At 63.9% G+C, this 19,032-nt stretch carries 11 protein-coding genes; 2 read left to right on the top strand and 9 right to left on the bottom strand.

The window, feature by feature from the left end; translation table 11 throughout:
* Position 1: 1 nt before the first annotated feature.
* From treZ to IVA91_RS18295, 5 genes are read right to left on the bottom strand one after another with little or no spacing between them, the layout of a single operon-like run.
* Complete coding sequence (gene treZ / locus IVA91_RS18315; RefSeq protein ID WP_247278336.1) at positions 2-1,756, bottom strand: malto-oligosyltrehalose trehalohydrolase; 1,755 nt, start codon at positions 1,754-1,756, stop codon at positions 2-4.
* Positions 1,753-3,831: a glycogen debranching protein GlgX gene (gene glgX, locus IVA91_RS18310; protein WP_247278337.1), complete on the bottom strand. Its 2,079-nt coding sequence runs from the start codon at positions 3,829-3,831 to the stop codon at positions 1,753-1,755. Before glgX ends, treZ begins: the two co-directional genes overlap by 4 nt.
* 3 nt (positions 3,832-3,834) lie before the next feature.
* A complete protein-coding gene (gene glgB / locus IVA91_RS18305; protein WP_247278338.1) occupies positions 3,835-5,973 on the bottom strand; it encodes a 1,4-alpha-glucan branching protein GlgB in 2,139 nt (712 codons plus the stop codon).
* Complete coding sequence (gene treS, locus IVA91_RS18300; RefSeq protein ID WP_247278339.1) at positions 5,966-9,259, bottom strand: maltose alpha-D-glucosyltransferase; 3,294 nt, start codon at positions 9,257-9,259, stop codon at positions 5,966-5,968. The genes glgB and treS overlap by 8 nt, the downstream gene beginning before the upstream one ends.
* Before the next feature lie 11 nt (positions 9,260-9,270).
* Complete coding sequence (locus IVA91_RS18295) at positions 9,271-11,217, bottom strand: maltotransferase domain-containing protein (protein ID WP_247459042.1); 1,947 nt, start codon at positions 11,215-11,217, stop codon at positions 9,271-9,273.
* A 205-nt stretch (positions 11,218-11,422) separates the two neighbouring features.
* Here IVA91_RS18295 and malQ point away from each other — a divergent pair, with 205 nt between their 5' ends.
* Positions 11,423-13,384, top strand: a complete 1,962-nt coding sequence (gene malQ / locus IVA91_RS18290) for a 4-alpha-glucanotransferase (RefSeq protein WP_247278341.1) — start codon at positions 11,423-11,425, stop codon at positions 13,382-13,384.
* A gap of 18 nt (positions 13,385-13,402) precedes the next feature.
* The gene (locus tag IVA91_RS18285) at positions 13,403-15,202 is read left to right on the top strand and encodes a glycoside hydrolase family 15 protein (RefSeq protein WP_247278342.1); all 1,800 of its coding nucleotides are present in this window, start codon (positions 13,403-13,405) and stop codon (positions 15,200-15,202) included.
* 184 nt (positions 15,203-15,386) lie between these two features.
* Here IVA91_RS18285 and IVA91_RS18280 read toward each other — a convergent pair whose 3' ends face one another.
* From IVA91_RS18280 to zwf, 4 genes are read right to left on the bottom strand one after another with little or no spacing between them, the layout of a single operon-like run.
* The gene (locus IVA91_RS18280) at positions 15,387-16,199 is read right to left on the bottom strand and encodes an HAD family hydrolase (RefSeq protein ID WP_247449809.1); all 813 of its coding nucleotides are present in this window, start codon (positions 16,197-16,199) and stop codon (positions 15,387-15,389) included.
* Positions 16,200-16,242: 43 nt separating this feature from the next.
* The gene (locus IVA91_RS18275) at positions 16,243-16,773 is read right to left on the bottom strand and encodes a gluconokinase (protein ID WP_247278344.1); all 531 of its coding nucleotides are present in this window, start codon (positions 16,771-16,773) and stop codon (positions 16,243-16,245) included.
* Positions 16,760-17,509, bottom strand: a complete 750-nt coding sequence (gene pgl / locus IVA91_RS18270) for a 6-phosphogluconolactonase (RefSeq protein ID WP_247278600.1) — start codon at positions 17,507-17,509, stop codon at positions 16,760-16,762. Before pgl ends, IVA91_RS18275 begins: the two co-directional genes overlap by 14 nt.
* On the bottom strand, positions 17,509-19,020 hold the full coding sequence (zwf, locus tag IVA91_RS18265; protein WP_247278345.1) for a glucose-6-phosphate dehydrogenase: 1,512 nt from the start codon (positions 19,018-19,020) through the stop codon (positions 17,509-17,511). Before zwf ends, pgl begins: the two co-directional genes overlap by 1 nt.
* Positions 19,021-19,032: the final 12 nt, after the last annotated feature.

Here is a 19,032-nt window from a genome sequence, read left to right as displayed (position 1 = left end):
GCTAGCCTCCGAGACGCCAGACCACCGACCAGGGCGGAAGCCGCTCGCCGGCCTCGCCGCCCCAGATCGGCGTGCCCGAATTGAGGTTGGAATACGCGATATCCTTGTCCGAGAGATTGGCGGCCAAGCGCAGAGTCGTGCCGTCGCCCATTCGCCAATGCGCGGTGAGCAAGCCCGTATCCGCTGCCTCGGCATCGCCGAAACTCGCTCCTTTCAGGCGGGGCATGACCTCCTGGCGGCGGACGGCGAGCAGCTCGCGCACCAGCGCGAGTCGTGCCTTCTGTTCGGAGGTGCGGCCGGTCCAGTCGAGCACGGCCGATTGCAGCGTGGCCGGATCGAGCGGATCCGGTACCTCGTCGCCATATTTCTCGTAAGCCCAGGCATATTCCTGCTTGCGCCCCTTGCGGACGGCATCGGCAAGGCCGCCCTGAAAATCGCAGAAGAACGGGAAGGGCGCTGTCGAGCCCCATTCCTCGCCCATGAACAGCATCGGGATCATCGGTGCGAGAAGCGTCACCGCGAGCGCGGCTTCGATCTGCTTTGATCCTGCCAGGCTCTCGAGCCGGTCGCCGAGTGGGCGGTTGCCGATCTGGTCGTGGTTCTGGAGAAAATTGACGAAGGTCGCCGGCGGCAGCTCGCCGCTCGGCTCGCCGCGCGGCTTCTTGCCCCAGAATTCCGAGATCTCGCCCTGGTAGACGAAGCCCGATGCGAGCGCGCGCGCAAGATCCATGCGCGGGGTCTGGTAGTCGGCATAGTAACCGGCGAGCTCGCCGGTCAGCATCACGTGCCAGACGTGGTGATAGTCGTCGTTCCACTGACCGCGATATTTGCCGTTCGGCGGCTCCTGGGCGGCATCGAGCAGGCTCGCACGGTTGTCGCCGTTCTCCAACACGAGATGGATGTGCCGTCCCGTGGCCTTGGCGAGCTCGCCGGCGGCGACGCTGAGGTCTTGCAGCATCGACTGCTCGCCGGGCACTGCCATGATGTGGTTGGCGGCATCCAGCCGCAGGCCATCGAAGCGGTAGTCGCTGAGCCAGGACAGCGCGTTCTCGACCGCGAATGCGCGCACCTGGGGCACGCGATAATCGATCGCGCTGCCCCAGGGCGTGTGTGCCTCGGTAAAGAAGGTCGGCGCATAGCGGCCCAGGTAATTCCCCTCGGGACCGAAATGATTGTAGACGACGTCGAGGAACACCATGAGCCCGCGCAGATGTGCCTCGTCGATCAGCGTCTTCAGGTCTTCGGGCCGGCCATAGGTGCTGTCGGGCGCATACCACAGCACCCCGTCATAGCCCCAGCCGCGGCGGCCGGCGAAATCGGCCAGCGGCATTAATTCCAGTGCAGTGATGCCGGTCGTTGTGAGATGATCGAGCTTGTCGATCATGGCGCGGTACGTGCCCTCCGGCGTGAAGGTGCCGACATGGGTCTCGATCAGCACCGTCTCTTCCCAAGGGCAGCCGCGCCAATCGCGCGCGCGCCAGGCGAAGACGTCGTGATCGATCACCTCGCTCGGGCCAAACACATCCGCCGGCTGGAATGCCGAGGCCGGATCGGGCACCTCGATCTCGTCGTCGATCCGGAATTTGTAATCGCTACCGGCGCGCAGCCCGGCAATATCGGCCACGTACCAGCCATCCTGCCGGCGCTGCATCGCGTGCCTTCTGTCGAGCAGGAGGTCGACACGGCGCGCGCCGGGCGCCCACAGCCGGAACGACACGCCGTCCTTGGTCGGCCTCGCCCCGAAGGATGGCCTCATAGCGCCCCCGCGAAGGCGAGCACGGATCGCGGCGGCGCTTTGCTGTCGCTTCCGGGCAGGAAGTCGATCGAGTTCAGCCTGGCCTCGGTCGTGTTGAGGATCTGCTGCCAGCTCTTGTATTCGGTCATTTTGGGCAATTTGAATGCGATCTCTTCAGGAGCGGCGTTCAGAACGATAAAGATCGCGGCGCTGCCCGGTTCCATCGGTCCCATCACATAGGAGAGAAACCGCCCTTCCGGGAATTTCCAATCGTTCTCCGTCATCTCGTCGCCGGCCGGCGTCAGCCACAGCGCACCGTAGGAGATGCCGTCTTTCGGGCGGCCATCGAGCCAGCGATGGCTGCGCAGTTGCGAGAACCGGCGGCGGATGTCGGCGAGATGGGCGACGAAATCGACCATGTCGTCGTCCTCTTTGCCGAGATTGTCCCAATTGATCCAGCCGACCTCGTTGTCCTGGCAATAGGCATTGTTGTTGCCGGTTTGCGAATTGCCGACCTCGTCGCCGGCGAGGATCAGCGGAACGCCTTGCGCCAGCATCAGGCAGGCCAGCACGTTCTTGCGAAGCTGCCGGCGCAGACCGAGGATCTGGAGGTCGTCAGTCGGGCCCTCGACGCCGCAATTGTTGCTGTGGTTGTCATTGGAGCCGTCGCGATTGTCCTCGCCGTTAGCCTCGTTGTGCTTCTCGTTGTAGCTGAAGAGGTCGGCGAGCGTGAAGCCGTCATGCACGGTGATGTGGTTGATGCTGGCGCGCGGCCGTCTTCCGTCATGGTTGAAGAGGTCGGATGACGCCGTCATACGGCTGGAGATGTCGCCAATCAGGCTGCCTTCGCCGCTCCAGTAGCGGCGCATGGCGCTGCGGTAGCGATCGTTCCATTCCGACCATTGCGAGGGGAAGGCGCCGACCTGGTAGCCGCCGAGCCCGAGATCCCACGGTTCGGCGACGAGCTTGACGGTCGCCAGCACGGGATCCTGCCGGACCGCGGTCAGGAACGAGCTACCGCGATCAAAACCGTTCGGGCCGCGCGCCAACGTGGTGGCGAGGTCGAAACGGAAGCCGTCGACATGGCAGACCTCGACCCAGTAGCGAAGCGAATCCATCACCATCTGGAGCACGCGCGGATGGGTGAGGTTCACCGACGAGCCGCAGCCGGTGAAGTCGTCGTAATAGCGCGGGTTCTCGCGGTTCAGCCAGTAATAGGAGGCGTTGTCGATGCCGCGGTAGCACAGTGTCGGCCCGAGGTGATTGCCCTCGGCGGTGTGGTTGTAGACGACGTCCAGCATAACCTCGATGCCGGCGTCGTGCAGCCGCGCGACCGTTGTGCGGAAGGAATCGAGCGCGTTGTCCTGCGCGTAGCGCGGCTCGGGCGCGAAGAAGGACAGCGTATTGTAGCCCCAGTAATTGGCAAGCTTCTTCTCCACCAGGATGCGGTCGTCGACGAAGCTGTGCACCGGCAGGAGCTCGATCGTGGTGACGCCGAGCCTCTTCAGATGCTCGATCATCGCCGGCGATGACAGACCGCCATAGGTGCCGCGCAGGTTCGGCGGCACGTCATCGCGCTTCTGCGTCAGGCCCTTGACGTGGGCCTCGTAGATGATGGTGTCTTCCCAGGGGATGTTGGGCCTGATCTCACGCCGGCCCCAGTTGAAGGTCTCGTCGACGACGACGGCCTTTGGCATGCCGCGCGCATTGTCGCGCCGGTCGAACGACAGGTCCTCGCGTGGTGACCCGGTGCGGTAGGCGAAATGCGCATCGCTCCAGACCAACCGTCCTGCAAGCCGCTTGGCATAGGGGTCGAGCAGCAGCTTGTTGGCGTTGAAGCGGTGGCCGTGCTCGGGCTCGTAGGGGCCGTGCACGCGGTAACCGTAGAGCTGGCCGGGCGAGACGTCGTTGAGATAGCAGTGCCAGACGTCTTCGGTCCTCTCAGGCAATTCGATGCGTTCGAGCTCGCGGCGGCCCTGTGTGTCGAACAGGCAGAGCTCGACCTTCTGCGCGTTGGCGGAGAACAGCGCGAAATTGGTGCCGCGTCCGTCCCAGCTTGCGCCGAGGCGTGCGGGCGATCCAGCAGTCAGGCGCATGTGTCAGCTTTCCGGAACGAGGAAGATTGCGGCAAGCGGCGGAATCGTGAGGCGGAGCTCGCCGCCCTCGGCGTGAACTTCGCCGATGTTGCCGACATTGCTGCCGCCATAATGGGCGGAATCCGAGTTGAGCACTTCCTTCCACTTGCCGCCAAAGGGCACGCGTACGCGGTAATTCTGATAGACGTTCGGCGAGAAGTTGACGATCACCAGGCATCGCGCCTGCTCGTCGAAACCCTTGCGCAGCCAGGCGAAGACGTTGCGGTTGGCATCGTCGGTGATCAACCATTCGAAGCCGGCCTGGTCGCAATCCATCTGATGCAGCGCCGGCACCGCGCGATAGAGCCGGTTGAGATCGCGGATCAGCGCCTGGATGCCGGAATGGTACTTGTATTCGAGCAGGTGCCAGTCGAGCGACTGGTCGTGGTTCCATTCGCGGCTCTGCGCGATCTCCGCGCCCATGAACAACAGCTTCTTGCCGGGATGGCCGAACATGAAGCTGTAATAGGCGCGCAAGTTCGCAAAGCGCTGCCACTCGTCGCCTGGCATGCGGCCGAGAATCGAGCGTTTGCCGTGCACGACCTCGTCATGAGACAGCGGCAGGATGAAGTTTTCCGAGAACGCATAATGAAGGCCGAACAGGATCTCGCCGTGATGGTGCTTGCGGTAGATCGGATCCTTGCTGATGTAGCTCAGCGTGTCGTGCATCCAGCCCATGTTCCATTTGTAGCCGAAGCCGAGCCCGCCGAATTCGACCGGGCGCGAGACCTGAGGCCAGGCGGTGGACTCCTCAGCCGCCGTGGTCGCCTGCGCGAAGCGGGCGAAGACTTCCGTGTTGAAGCGGCGCAAGAAGTTGATCGCCTCGATGTTCTCCCGCCCGCCGTACTGGTTCGGAATCCACGCTCCGGGCGGCCGGCTGTAATCGAGATAGAGCATGGATGCCACCGCATCGACGCGCAGCCCGTCGATCGCGTAGCGCTCCAGCCAGAACAGAGCGTTCGACACCAGGAAGTTCGTCACTTCGGTGCGGCCGTAATTGTAGATCAGCGTGCCCCAATCCAGATGGCGACCCTGGAGCGGGTTGGCGTGCTCGTAGAGCGCGGTGCCGTCGAAGCTGCCGAGGCCATGCGGATCGTCCGGGAAATGGCCGGGCACCCAGTCGAGCAGCACGCCGACGCCCTCGCGATGGCAGGCATCGACCAGCGCGGCAAAATCCTCCGGCGTGCCGAAGCGGCTGGTCGGCGCATAAAGGCCGGTCGGTTGGTAGCCCCACGAGCCGTCGAAGGGATGCTCGCTGACAGGCAGGAATTCGAGATGGGTGAAACCCATGTCGCGCGCGTAGGCCGGTAGCTGCTCGGCCAACTCGCGATAGGTGAGCCATTCATTGCCGTTCTTGCGCCGCCACGAGCCGAGATGGACCTCGTAGATCGACATCGGCGCCGACAGCGCGTTGATGCCGTCGGGCGCCGGCCGTGGCCGCGGCAGATGCGCCTCGTCGAACACGATGGAGGCGGTCTTCGGCCGCACCTCGCTCGCGAACGCCAGCGGATCGGACTTCAGCGGAAGCAGATGGCCGTGCGGGCCGATGATTTCGAACTTGTAGTGATCACCAACCTTCGCATGCGGGATGAATAGTTCCCAATAGCCGCTACCGCGTACGCGCATGGGATGGCGCCGGCCATCCCAGAAATTGAAATCGCCGACCACGGAGACGCGCCGCGCATTCGGCGCCAGCACCACGAAGCCGATGCCATCGACACCTTCGTGCCGCATCGGATGGGCGCCGAGCTTGTCGTAAAGGCGCTGGTGAGTGCCTTCGCCGAGCAGATAAAGGTCGAAATCGGTCAGGATCGGCGGAAAGCGGTAGGCATCCTCGAACTCGACGACGTTGCCTCCGAATTTTGCGCGCAGCTGATAACGTTTCGAGGCGTTAGGCAGCGCCCCGATGAACAGGCCGGAATCGTGCACGCGGTCGAGCGGGGCGACTTCGCCATGCTCGCCGACCACCTCGACATTGGAGGCTTCGGGCAGAAAGGCGCGCACCACGCTTCTACCGCCCTCGGGGTGCAGCCCGAGATAGTGGAACGGATCGGAGTGGCGGCCCTCGATGATCGCGTAGGCCTCGGCAGGCAGTTTAGGCATGGGCTTCGCCCTCGGCACTGGACAGAATGCGAAGCAGTCCGGTCAGCGGCGCATGGAGCCCCTCAGGCCGGTGGGACAGCTCGTACTCTACTTCGTCGAACGCTTGATCAAGCAGGAAGAACCTTAACAGGCCTTGCGCGGATTGCGGATTGTCCGGCCACAGCCGCCGATCGGTCATGGCTTCGCGATAGGCGGACAGGAAGGTTGCGGTGGCGCGCTCGCGCCATTCGTCGAGCGCGGCCGTGAGCCGGCCCTGCTCGTCGGAGGCGCCTGTGAGCGCGCGACCGAGAGCCGTGTTAACCGAAACATCAATCGAGTGGATCAGGCCCGCGACGTCGCGCGCGGCCGGCGCCTTGCGCCGCTTGTCGGCCAATGGAACACGCGGATCGCCGTCGAAGTCGATGATGAAGATATCGTCCTTCACGATCAGAGTTTGCCCGAGGCGGAAGTCGCCATGATGACGGATGTTCAACCCGCCGATCCCGGAAGGCAATAGCGCATTCAGTCGGTCGGGCAGGGTCGCGCGCGCCTCCGTGAGCTGATCGATCAGCGGCCGGTCCGCCTCCCGCAGGCCGTCGCGGCTCTCGGCCAGCCGTTCGAAAACCTGCTCGGCGCGCGCCTTGAGGTCGGATACGAGGTGCTTGACGTACGCGGAGCCGATCGGCTCCGGAGCGAGATCGTCCGGCGTTGCCGCGGCCAGAGCGACGTGCAGTTCGCCGAGCCGCCGGCCGATCTGCGCCACGAAGTGCAGATAAGGTGCCTGCTCCTGGGTCTCGCGCAGCGTTTCGCCCGCTGGCAATACGCGCTGCTCGTCGATATAGCGATCGAGATAGCCCGTTGTCATCGTCCAGCCGTCGCCCTGGTTCTCGACATAGGCATGCAGCACGCCGAGCGTGCTGCGCTGCTCGCCCTCGACCAGCTCGACGCTGCCCAGCAGCGGCGGCGTATTGGCAAAGCGTGCGACCTCCGTGAGGTAATGGCCGATCTCGATCTCGGGACTGACGCCGCTTTCGAGCCGCCGATAGATCTTGGCGACGTATTGGTTGTCGACCAGCGCCGTGCTGTTCGACTGTTCGATCGCGCGGATGCGTTCGGGCTCCTTGATGATGTAATCGGCAAACCGGCTGGTTGCCTTGAACTCCAGCCGCAGATTGTTCTCCTCCACCACTAGGTTCTGCGACAAATTGCGCAGGAACAGGCCGATGAAGATCTGGTCGGTCGCGACATCGAGCAGCGTGCCTTCGCGCGCGCCCTGTCGCACGGCGGCGAGCGCCTTCGGATTGAAGCGCTCGCGGTCGAAACGCACCCACTCGATCTGCAACGGCAGCACGTAGCGTGTCGCCACGTCTCCTTGGTTGGTCTCGAAGAACGCGATCCAGGGCCGGTTGTCGCCGATGTCGCAGAACGGCACCGCCGATGTCAACGCGGTCTTGATGTGCTTGGCATTGTGCTCGGGATACCACCGCGTCCGCGAGAGGAACCCCGGCAGCACATCGCGCTCGAACACGCCACGCTCGCGGGCGAGCGACACCCAATTCGAGTTCACCGGCACCACCAAGGTCTCGAACTCCGGCACCGCGCGCGGCGTCACCGGCTCGGACTTGTCGCGCTCCTGAAGCTGGAACCAGTAGAAGCCGTAGGGCCCCAGCGTGATCATGTAGGGCAGTTCACCGATCGGAGGAAAGCGCGTGCGGCCGAGCATTTCCTGTGGGATGCGGTCCTTCCAGGGCGACAGATCGAGCTCGGTTGCCTGCGCGGCGCGCGACAAATTGGCGACGCAGAGGATCACCTCGTCGCGATATTGCCGGACATAGGCCAGCACGGCGCGGTTGGCGGGGCGGATGAAGGTCATGGTGCCGCGGCCGAAGGCGAGCGTCGACTTGCGCACCGAGATCAGCCGCTTGGTGGCGCTGAGCAGTGAAGACAGGCTGCGCGACTGCGCCTCCACATTCACCGCCTCATAGCCGTAGACCGGGTCCATGATCAGCGGCGCATAGAGGCGGGCCGGATCGCAGCGCGAGAAGCCGCCGTTCCGGTCCGGGCTCCACTGCATCGGCGTGCGGACGCCGTTGCGGTCGCCGAGATAGATGTTGTCGCCCATCCCGATTTCGTCGCCGTAATAGATGATCGGCGTGCCGGGGAAGGACAGCAGCAGCGAGTTCATCAGCTCGATCTTGCGGCGGTCATTGTCCATCAGCGGCGCAAGACGTCGGCGAATGCCGACATTGATCCGCGCGCGTGGGTCGTTGGCGTAGGTGGTCCAGAGATAGTCGCGCTCGACGTCGGTGACCATCTCCAGCGTAAGTTCGTCATGATTGCGCAGGAACAGCGCCCATTGGCAGCTCGCCGGGATGTCCGGAGTCTGGCGCAGGATGTCTGTGATCGGGAAACGGTCCTCCTGCGCGATCGCCATGTAGATGCGCGGCATCAGCGGGAAGTGGTAGGCCATGTGGCACTCGTCGCCACGGCCGAAATATTCCTGCACGTCCTCCGGCCATTGATTGGCCTCGGCCAGCAGCAGCTTGCCCTTGGAGTAGGCGTCGAGCTCCTGGCGCAGGCGCTTGATGATCGCATGCGTCTCGGGCAGGTTCTCGTTCGAGGTGCCCTCGCGCTCGCACAGATAGGGAATGGCGTCCAATCGGAAGCCGTCGACACCGGCATCCAACCAGCGCTTCATCACCTGGATGATGGCGCTCACCACGCGCGGATTGTCGAAATTGAGGTCCGGCTGGTGCGAGAAGAAGCGGTGCCAGTAGAAGGCGCCAGCCTCGGGATCCCACGTCCAGTTCGACTTCTCCGTGTCGGTGAAGATGATGCGCGTGCCCTGGTATTTCTGATCGGTGTCGCTCCAGACGTACCAGTTGCGTGCGCTCGAGCCCGGATGGCTGCGGCGCGCGCGCTTGAACCATTTGTGCTGGTCCGAGGTGTGGTTGACGACGAGCTCGGTGATGACGCGCAGGCCCCGCTTCTGCGCCTCCTGGATGAAGCGCTTGAAATCCTTCATCGTCCCGAAATCGGGGTTGACCGCGCCGTAATCGGCGATGTCATAGCCGTCGTCGCGGCCGGGCGAGGGGTAGAACGGCAGCAGCCACAGCGCGGTGACGCCGAGCTCCTGGAGATAGGGCAGCTTCTCGGTCAGCCCGGCGAAGTCGCCGATACCGTCATTGTTGCTGTCGGCAAAGGCCTTGACGTGGAGCTGGTAGATGATGGCGTCCTTGTACCAGAGCTCATCCACGATCTCGGCAGCCTCGGCTTTCCTGGTGTCGACGGAAGACAGAACATTCATGGCGTGAACCCTTACGCCAGGCCGCGGAACAGGAGCGCCGGATCGCGATCGGGATCGATACGCAACCTGACCCCGCCCCATTCGATGCAGGACCGTTCGCCGGTGAGGAGGTTTTCGAGTGCCGCAACATGATGTCGCTGCCCGCTGGCGTCAACAGTGACGTCACCGAGCGGCAGCCAGAATTCGCGCGCATGGCGCGACAGCGCGATTACGACGACGACGGTGTGGGCAGGCTCGGCGGCCTCCTTCACGAAGGCAATGGTTTCGCCGTCCTCGATACCGAGGAAGCGCAAATTGGCCGTTTGCTGGAGCGCCGCATTCTCGTTGCGGACGCGATTGAGCGCGGTGATGTAGGGCTTGATGTTGCCGGGCGTGTCCCAGTCGCGCTGCTTGATCTGGTATTTCTCGGAATCCAGATATTCTTCACGGCCGGGGATCGCCGTGTGCTCAAGCAGCTCGAAGCCACTGTAGATGCCGTAACTGCCCGACAGCGTCGCGGCCAGCGCAAGGCGCGACTTGAATGTCCAGGCTTCGCCGCTCTGGAGGTGAAAGGGCAGCAGGTCGGCTGTGTTGACGAACAGGTTCGGGCGATAGAAGTCGCGTTCGGGATAACGGGTCAGTTCGCCGAGATATTGCTCCAGCTCCCACCGCGAGGTGCGCCAGGGGAAATAGGTGAAGGACTGCGCGAAGCCGAGCTTGGCGAGCCCCTTCATCAGCTTCGGTCGGGCGAAGGTCTTGGAGAACAGGATCACTTCGGGATGTCGGCGGCGGATGTCGCGGATCAGCCACTCCCAGAACGGAAATGGCGCGGTGTCGTGATTGTCGATGGCGAAAATGGTCACACCATGATCGATCCAGAACAGCATGGCATCGCGAAACGCGTTCCACAGCCCAGCCCTGTCGACGGAGTTGAAATCGGGGATGACGATATCCGAATAGGCGCCATCCACCGTCCGCACGGAGCGATCCGGCCGCCACCTGAACCATTCCGGATGCTGCGTCAGCCAGGGATGGTCCGGGGAGCATTGCACGGCGAAGTCGAGCGCGAGCTCGAGACCGTACTCCAGGCAGGTCGCAACCAGTGCGCGGAAATCCTCGATCGTGCCGAGCTCGGGATGCAGCGCATCGTGTCCGCCTTCCGTGGTGCCGATCGCATAGGGCGAGCCGGGATCGCCTTCACCCGCCACCGGCGCATTGTTGCGGCCCTTGCGGCGGGTGTGGCCGATCGGGTGGATCGGCGTGAAGTAGAGCACGTCGAACCCCATCGCGGCGATGTCGGGCACGCGGGCGATGCAGTCTCTCAGCGTGCCATGCCGGCCGGGGATCCGGCTCTGGCTGCGCGGCATCATCTGGTACCAGGCGCCAAAGCGTGCCCTATCGCGGTCGATGATCAGCGGAAAAGAAGCTGAGCGGGTGAGGTCGGGCCGCGACTGGCTCTCGGCCATGGCTTCGCCGAGCTCGGTTGCGAGCAGCGGGCCGACGTCGCCGCTCTGAAGAAAATCCTCGCACTGCCTGAGGATAACCAGTGCTGCGTCTTGTTGCGCGCCATGCGCCTTGGTCAACAGGCCGGCGCCCTCGATGGCGTCGAGGGTGACGTCCGCACCGGAGCGTTGCTTGCGCGCGATGCCGTGGGACCAGGTGGCGAACTCGTCGGTCCAGGCTTCGATAGCGTAGATGTATTGCCCGGCCTCGGTCGGGACGAAGGCGCCCGACCAGCGGTCATTACCGTGATGGGTCATCGGCTCACGCTGCCATTCGCGGTCCTGCTCACGGCGCCATAGCAGCGCGGCGCCGATCACGGCATCACCGTCACGATAGATGTCGGCCCAGACATCGACCCGGTCGCCCGCGATCCGCTTCACTGCAAAGCGGCCGCCCTCAATCGAGGGATAGACGTCTTCGATGAGGAAAGCGCTGCCGGCTGCGGCACTTTCGACAGTTTGAATTGTCTTGTTCACGGTGATGCCATTGACAAGAAAGCAGGGGCCCGTTTCCCTTGTCGGGAACCTACGCTTGAGACCTATATAGAAAGCCGCTTGTGTGTCATTAGTTCCCCCTGGGAACGGCAGGCGCAGTTTGTGAGTTAAGCCCGACTAACGTCTTCCGCTGCCTCGTTAAAATCGATGCCCCCGGCGAGTGGGTGGCTTGCAAGCTGCGTGCCGAATGGATCTTTTAGCTCAAGCCCGGATCAAGGGCGTTCAATCTGAATTCGTTGATGCCTTGGGAAAGCTGCGGGTCACCGACCCCGTGGCCCTCAAATCGATCCTCGACGCCCTGCCGGAAAAGCGGGTTTACCGCTTTGTCGGCGGGCCGGTCGTGGTGCGCGCCTTAGGGCATCCGCGAACGGAATTGGCGGCCATCGGTGCGCCACCCCTGCAATGGAAGTTGACGGCAAACGGCAAAATGATCGCGCAAGGCGAGACGCGCGAGCCCGTGATCGCCTGGCCTGCCGGCCTGCCGCTCGGCTATCATCGTTTGACTCTGACCGACGCGGAAGGCGTGACGGAAGAGGTGCCGATGATCGTGGCGCCCGAGCGCGCGTTCGGCGGCGATTTCGACCGCGGCTGGCTGCTTGCCGTGCAGCTCTATAGCGTCCGCTCCAGCCGCAATTGGGGCATCGGCGATTTTACCGACCTGGCCGATCTCGTCCGGCTCGCCAAGCAATTGGGAGCCGACGGTGTCGGGCTCAATCCGCTGCATGTGCTGTTCGACGACCACCCGGCCGATTGCAGTCCCTATTCGCCGAACAGCCGCCTGTTTCTCAATCCGCTCTATATCGACGTCGAGGCGATCCCGGAATTCTCGGCCGACCTCGTGCCGGATGCCGCCGCGACTGCAGCGCGGCTGCGCGAAGGCGACCGTGTGCCCTATACGGACATGGCGGCGTTGAAATGGCTGGGCCTGCGCGCTGCCTACAACAGTTTCGTGACGAGCGCGAGCGAAGCGCGCCGCAAGGAGTTCGACGCTTTCCGCGCCGCCCGCGCGCCGCTGTTGTCCCGCTTTGCCTGCTTCGAGGTGCTGCGTCATCGCTTCACCGCGCCATGGTGGGAATGGCCGGTGGAATGGCAAAAGCCTGACGATGCGCAATGCGCCGAGCTGCGCAATGGGGCCGACAAGCGCGACGTCGAGTTCGTCGAATTCGTGCAATGGACGGCTGACAGCCAGTTGCACGCGGCCAAGGAGCTGGCGAGCCAGCTCGGCATGCGCGTCGGACTCTATCTCGACGTTGCCGTCGGCGTGCAATCCAACGGCTTCGATGCCTGGAACGAGCAGATGGCGATTTCCCGCCATCTCGCCGTCGGTGCGCCGCCCGACGTGCTCAATACCGTCGGCCAGGACTGGGGTCTTGCCGGCTTCAACGCAGGCGGCCTGGAAGCTCAATCCTTCGTGCCGTTCGCCGACATGCTCGCCGCTTCGATGCGCCATGCTGGGGCCATCAGGCTCGATCACGTGCTCGGCTTGAAGCGGCTTTATCTGGTGCCGCGCGGCTTCAAGCCCGACAACGGCGCCTATGTGCAGATGCCGTTCGAGGCGCTGCTGGCGGCGGTGGCGTGCGAGAGCGCGGCCCATAAATGCATCGTGATCGGCGAGGACCTCGGCACCGTGCCGGAAGGCTTCCGCGAGATGATGCAGGATTTCGGCATCTGGTCCTACCTCGTCATGATGTTCGAGCGCGACGATACCGGCCATTTCCGCAACGTCGACCACTACCGGCCCAACGCACTGGTCACGCTGAACACCCATGACCTGTCGACCTATGCCGGTTGGCGCTCGTTCGGCGATCTCAGGATGAAGCGCTCGCTCGGTATCGATCCCGGCGAGAACGATCAGGCGCGCTGGGATGCGCTCGGCAGGCTCGACGAGATTTTGCGCCAGAACGGCATCAATGCGAACGACCTCTATTCGGTGCTCGCCTTCCTGTCGCGCACGCCGTCGCGGCTGCTCGCGGTGTCGCTGGAGGATCTGCTCGGCGTGATCGACCAGCCCAACATTCCCGGCACGATCGACGAGCATCCGAACTGGCGCCAGCGGCTCCCTGTTACGCTCGACAAGATCGCGTCCAAGATCGATCTCGCGGCTTTGAAGGCCGCGACGCGGGAACGTTCATTGAATGGCGGAAGCTGAAATCTAGGCTCGACGACTTTGTCTCAGAAGATCGAGGACTATGCGCTGATTGGCGATTGCGAGACGGCCGCGCTTGTCGGGCGCAACGGCTCGATCGACTGGCTGTGCTGGCCGGCCTTCGATTCCGACGCCTGCTTTGTCGCGATCCTCGGCACCCACAGGAACGGCCGCTGGCTGATTGCACCCAGCGAGGATGTCACGGCTACGTCGCGCCGTTATCTTGGCGATTCACTCATCCTCGAAACCCGCTTCGAAACGGACAGTGGCACGGTCGCGCTGATCGACTTCATGCCGCCGCGCGGCAAGGCGTCTGATATCGTGCGGCTGGTCCGCGGCATCAAGGGTGCGGTGAAGATGCGGATGGAGCTCGTGATCCGCTTCGGCTTCGGGGCCGACATTCCGTGGGTGCGACGGATCGACCATTCCCTGATGGCAATTGCCGGCCAGGACATGACTGTGCTGCGCACGCCTGTTGAGACCCGCGGGGAGAATCTGACCACGGTTTCCGACTTCAAGGTGACGGCCGGCGAGACCGTACCGTTCGTGCTGACCTACGGCCCCTCGCATCTGCCGCCGGCCGAGTCGATCGATCCAGAGATCGCGCTCGAGGAGACCGAAAGGTTCTGGCAGGACTGGTGCAGCCACTGCACCCGCGATGGCAACTATCACGATCTCATCATGCGCTCGCTGATCACGCTGAAGGCGCTGACCTTCGCCCCGACCGGCGGCATCGTCGCGGCACCGACCACGTCATTGCCGGAGAAGCTCGGGGGCAGCAGGAACTGGGACTACCGCTTCTGCTGGCTGCGCGATGCCACCTTCACGCTGCTGGCGCTGATGAACTCGGGCTACACCGAGGAGGCCTTGGCGTGGCACAATTGGCTCCTGCGCGCCGCCGCCGGCTCGCCGTCGAACATGCAGATCATGTACGGCATCTGGGGCCAGCGCCGGCTGTTGGAATGGGAGGCGGGCTGGCTCGACGGCTATGAGGGCGCCAAGCCGGTGCGCATCGGCAATGCCGCGCATGCGCAGCTTCAGCTCGACGTCTATGGCGAGTTGATTGACGCTTTCCACCAGTCGCGCATGGCCAAGCTCAAGCTCGACGAGGAGACCTGGGCGCTGGAATGCGCGGTGCTCAATCATCTCGCCGAGGTCTGGGACCGGCCCGATCACGGCATCTGGGAGCGCCGCGGGCAGCCCAAGCACTACGTCTTCTCCAAGGTCATGACCTGGGTCGCCTTCGATCGCGGCATCAAGAGTGCCGAGACCTTCGGCTTCAAGGCGCCGCTGTTGCACTGGCAGGCCTTGCGCGAGGCCATTCATCGTGACGTCTGCAACCACGGCTTCGATGCGGGCGAAAACACGTTCGTCGAGTCCTACGGCTCGAAGCTGCTCGATGCCAGCGTGCTGCTGTTGCCTGCCGTCGGGTTCCTGTCGCCATTGGATCCACGGATCCGCGGCACCATCGCCGCTGTCGAGAAATGGCTGATGCGCGACGGCTTCGTGCTGCGGCATGACCCGCGCGAGCTGCCGGCGGGGCAGCCGCCGCTCGAAGGCGCGTTCCTGGCTTGCACGCTGTGGCTGGCCGATGCTCATGTGCTGTCGGGCGATCTCGACAAAGCACAAGTGTTGTTCGATCGCGTGGTGGGCATTGCGAACGATGTCGGGCTGCTGGCGGAGGAATATGATTCCGTGGCACGGCGCCAGACCGGCAACTTCCCGCAGGCGCTGACCCACATCGCGCTGATCAACACTGCGCATAATCTGTCGGCGGCCAGGCAGGAGAGCGAGAAGCCGGCCGTGCAGCGCTCGCAGTAGTAGTGACGCAGCGGGCGCCTGCCGAGAGTAGGTTAATTGCTTCCGCTACGGAGGTGCGCTCCCTCTCCCGCTTGCGGGGGGTGTCTCCGCTGGGCGAAAACAGTTAAGAGGAGAGAACCCTCACCCGCCGCTACGCGGCGACCTCTCCCGCAAGCGGAGAGGTTGAAACCAGCTGGCGGCAAACTCAGCCCACCCCATTCCGCTTCAAGATCATCTCTATCGCCTCCGCAAAACCGTCCTGCTCGTTGGTCGCGGTGACGTGAGTGGCGTGGTCCTTGACGTTGTCAGCGGCATTACCCATGGCAATCGAGACGCCGCTGACGCGGAACATCGCGAGGTCGTTTTGCATATCGCCGATGGTGGCGACCGCGTCGGTGGAAATGCCGAGGCGATTGGCCATCGCCTGCACGAAGGTGCCCTTGTTGAAGCCGGGCGGGGTGATGTCGAGATAGTAGGTTTGCGAACGTACTGCTGTGGCCTCGTTGCCGAGCGCCTCCTGCATCGCCTTCTCGCACCGCTCGAGGCCGGCGGCATCGGCACTGGCGCCGACGATCTTGCAGGCGCTCGCAAGGTACGGCGAAAAATCCGTCACGATGGTCGGATCGGCGCGGATCGTGCGCTGCTCATGCGCGACGTAGCTGCCCTCGGGATTGTCGATCAGCCATTTGTCGGTGGTGAAGAGCCAGACGTCGGCGCCGTATTCGCGGAGGATCCGCAGCGATCTCTCGGCCGCGCCCGCCGGGATAAGGTGCTGCTCGACCGGTCTCATCTCGGGATCGACGATCGAGGAGCCGTTGAACGGCCCGACCGGAAGCCAGAGCGCCAGCGGCTCGATCAGGAAGCGCATGCCGATCGCGGGGCGGCTGGAGGTGATGGTGAAGCCGATGCCTGCCTGGTGCAGCCGCTGCACGACAGACCTCGCGCGCTCCGTCAGCGTCTTGTCCTTGGTCAGCAGCGTGCCGTCGACGTCGGAGACGACCAGTGAGATCTTCGTCATGGCAGGACCTTAATTCAGGTTTTCTTATTCAGATATCTTGGCCTTAGCGCTTCGCCCCGCCCAACCTCAATTGCCGCACCACGCCGTCCACGATCGCCTCGACGGATTCGTCGATCGAGACGGTGATGACGTGCTCGCCCGCCTCCGGCGGCTCCAGCGTGTTGAACTGGCTGGTCAACAGCTCGGGCGGCATAAAATGACCCTTGCGGTGGGCGAGCCGCTCGGCAATCAGCTCCTTCGTGCCTTTCAGGAAGACGAAGCGGACGTCGTCGCGTCCGCGCAGCAGCACGTCACGATAGGCGTGTTTGAGCGCCGAGCAGGCGATGATGACGTGCTCGCCGCGTCCGCAGACCCGCGCGATCTCGTCGGCGATGGCATTGAGCCAAGGCCAGCGGTCTTCGTCGGTGAGCGGATGGCCCGCCTTCATTTTCTCGACATTGCTGGCGGGATGAAAGCTGTCGCCGTCCTTGAAGCGCCAGCCGAGGCGCTCGCCGAGCGCCGCCGCAATCGTGCTCTTGCCCGAGCCAGACACGCCCATCACGATCAATGCACAAGGTGCTTCAACGCCCGCCACGAATTCCCTCCGGAAGCGCGGCCTGGTCCACCAGCCAAACGGTCTCACCATTCGAACGCGCGCGCAACGCCGGCAGAGTCTCGCCATTGAGGAGGCGCGTCAAGATCGGCCGCTTGTCGTGCCCGGCGATCCCGAACAGCATTTCGCGGCAGGATGCCAGAACGGGCAGGGTGAGCGAGACCCGCGGGACGAACGGCGCGACACTGGCCTTGGGCACCCCGACGACCCAGCGTTCGGTCTCCTCAACTTCGGAATAGCCGGGAAACAGCGAAGCGGTGTGGCCGTCCGGGCCTACGCCCATCAGGACCATGTCGAACAGCGGCCGTGCCGCATCGAGCCGGTCAGCGCCATAGAAGGCTTGCAGCTCGCGAGCATAGGCCTCGGCGGCGCGATCAGGATTTTCGGCCGTGGTTGGGATCGGATGGATATGGCCTGAGGGCGCACTGCGATCGAGGAAGGTCGCGCGGGCGGCCGCCATGTTGTTGAGGGGATCGCTTTCCGACACGAAACGCTCGTCGCCGATGAACCAGTGCACGCGCTCCCACGGAATTCTTTCGCGCCAGGCATCGCTGCCGAGCAATTGATAGAGCTTCCTCGGGCTGGAGCCGCCGGTGAGGCAGATTGCGATGCGCGAGGGATTGGCGGCGATCCGCGCCATAACCCGTTCGGCCGCGGTAAGCGCCAACGCCTCGGCGTCGGCCGCGACGATCAGCTTCGGCTGCTCGGCTGCTTCCATCACGAGTACTTCCGCCAGCTTCGTCCGTCGCGCCGGAGCAGCTCGTCCGCGCAGGCCGGGCCGTCGCTGCCGGCTTTGTAGGTCTCGATGCCGTTGGTGCCCGCGCTTTGCCAGGCGTCCAGGAACGGCTGCACCGCATCCCACCCGGCCTCGATGCCGTCGGCGCGCTGGAACAGGATGTTATCGCCGATCATGCAATCGTAGATCAGTGTCTCGTAGCCGGTCGAGGGATCGGCGTGGAAATAATCGCCATAGCGGAACTTCATCTCGACGCCGTCGACGGTGACGCTCGGTCCCGGGATCTTGGCGTTGAACTGGAGCTCGATGGTCTCGGTCGGTGCAATGCCAATGGTGAGAAAGTTTTGCGACAGGCGGTCGACCGTCGTGCCTGAGAACATCGACAGCGGCGCCTGCTTGAACTTGATCGCGACCTCCGTGCGCTTGTGGCTCAGCGCCTTGCCGGTGCGCAAATAGAAGGGGACGCCGGCCCAGCGCCAATTGTCGATCATCAGTTTGAGCGCGACATAGGTCTCGGTGGTGCTGCCGGGCTTGACGTCCGCCGTCTTGCGATAGTCCGGAATCTCCTCGTCGCCGATGCGGCCGGCGAGATATTGCGCGCGCACCGAGCTCCTCAACGCTTCCTGCTGGCTCGGCCGCTGGATCGCGGTGAGAACCTCGGCCTTCTCCGAGCGGACGGAATGGGCGTCGAAACGACTCGGCGGCTCCATCGCCACCAGCGACATCAACTGGAACAGATGGTTCGGTACCATGTCGCGGAGCGCACCGGTGGCATCGTAGAAGCCGCCGCGATGGCCGACGCCGAGCTTCTCCTCTACCGTGATCTGAACGTGGTCGATATGGTTGCGATTCCAGATCGGCTCGAACATGCCGTTGGCAAAGCGCAGCACCAGAATGTTCTGCACCGTCTCCTTGCCGAGGTAATGATCGATCCGGTAGATCTGGTGCTCATCCATGATCTTCAAAAGTTCGGCGTTCAGCGCGCGCGCCGAGGCGAGGTCGGTGCCGAACGGCTTCTCGATCACGAGGCGCCTCCAGGTGCCGTTCTGCTTCATCAGGCCGGTGCGGCCGAGCTCGCGCGCGGTCGGCGCGAAAGCCGCTGGCGGGGTGGCGAGATAGAACAGCCGGTTGCCGCCGGTGCCTTCTGAGCATTCCAGCGTGTCGAGATGCTCGCCCAAGCGGTCGAACGACGGCGGATCCTTCGCATCCGCCTCGACGAAGGTCACGCATTGCAGCAGCTGTTTTGCGACGACGTCGTCAACCGGGCGCGTTGCAAACTCGCGCAGGCCCTTCATCAGGCTGTCGCGCAGCTCGTCATCCGATTGTGCCTTGCGGCCCACGCCGACGACGCAGAATTTCTCCGGCAAAAGGTCTTCGGCGGCGAGATTGTAGAGCGATGGCATCACCAGCCGATGGGTCAAATCTCCGGTCACGCCAAAGATGACGAAGGCGCAATTTTCCGGCTTGCGCTTTGGCTGCGGGTCTTTTGTCACGAATTGTTGGCC

Source organism: Bradyrhizobium sp. 153 (genome assembly GCF_023073835.1).
Lineage (GTDB): Bacteria > Pseudomonadota > Alphaproteobacteria > Rhizobiales > Xanthobacteraceae > Bradyrhizobium.
The sequence above is the reverse complement of the archived record's forward strand: the minus strand, read 5'-3'. Positions and strand labels throughout refer to the sequence as shown.

Coding starts and splice junctions, on each gene's coding strand:
- treZ (WP_247278336.1), bottom strand. CDS start 1,756: ATGAGGCCATCCTTCGGGGCGAGGCCGACCAAGGACGGCGTGTCGTTC.
- glgX (WP_247278337.1), bottom strand. CDS start 3,831: ATGCGCCTGACTGCTGGATCGCCCGCACGCCTCGGCGCAAGCTGGGAC.
- glgB (WP_247278338.1), bottom strand. CDS start 5,973: ATGCCTAAACTGCCTGCCGAGGCCTACGCGATCATCGAGGGCCGCCAC.
- treS (WP_247278339.1), bottom strand. CDS start 9,259: ATGAATGTTCTGTCTTCCGTCGACACCAGGAAAGCCGAGGCTGCCGAG.
- malQ (WP_247278341.1), top strand. CDS start 11,423: ATGGATCTTTTAGCTCAAGCCCGGATCAAGGGCGTTCAATCTGAATTC.
- IVA91_RS18280 (WP_247449809.1), bottom strand. CDS start 16,199: ATGACGAAGATCTCACTGGTCGTCTCCGACGTCGACGGCACGCTGCTG.
- pgl (WP_247278600.1), bottom strand. CDS start 17,509: ATGGAAGCAGCCGAGCAGCCGAAGCTGATCGTCGCGGCCGACGCCGAG.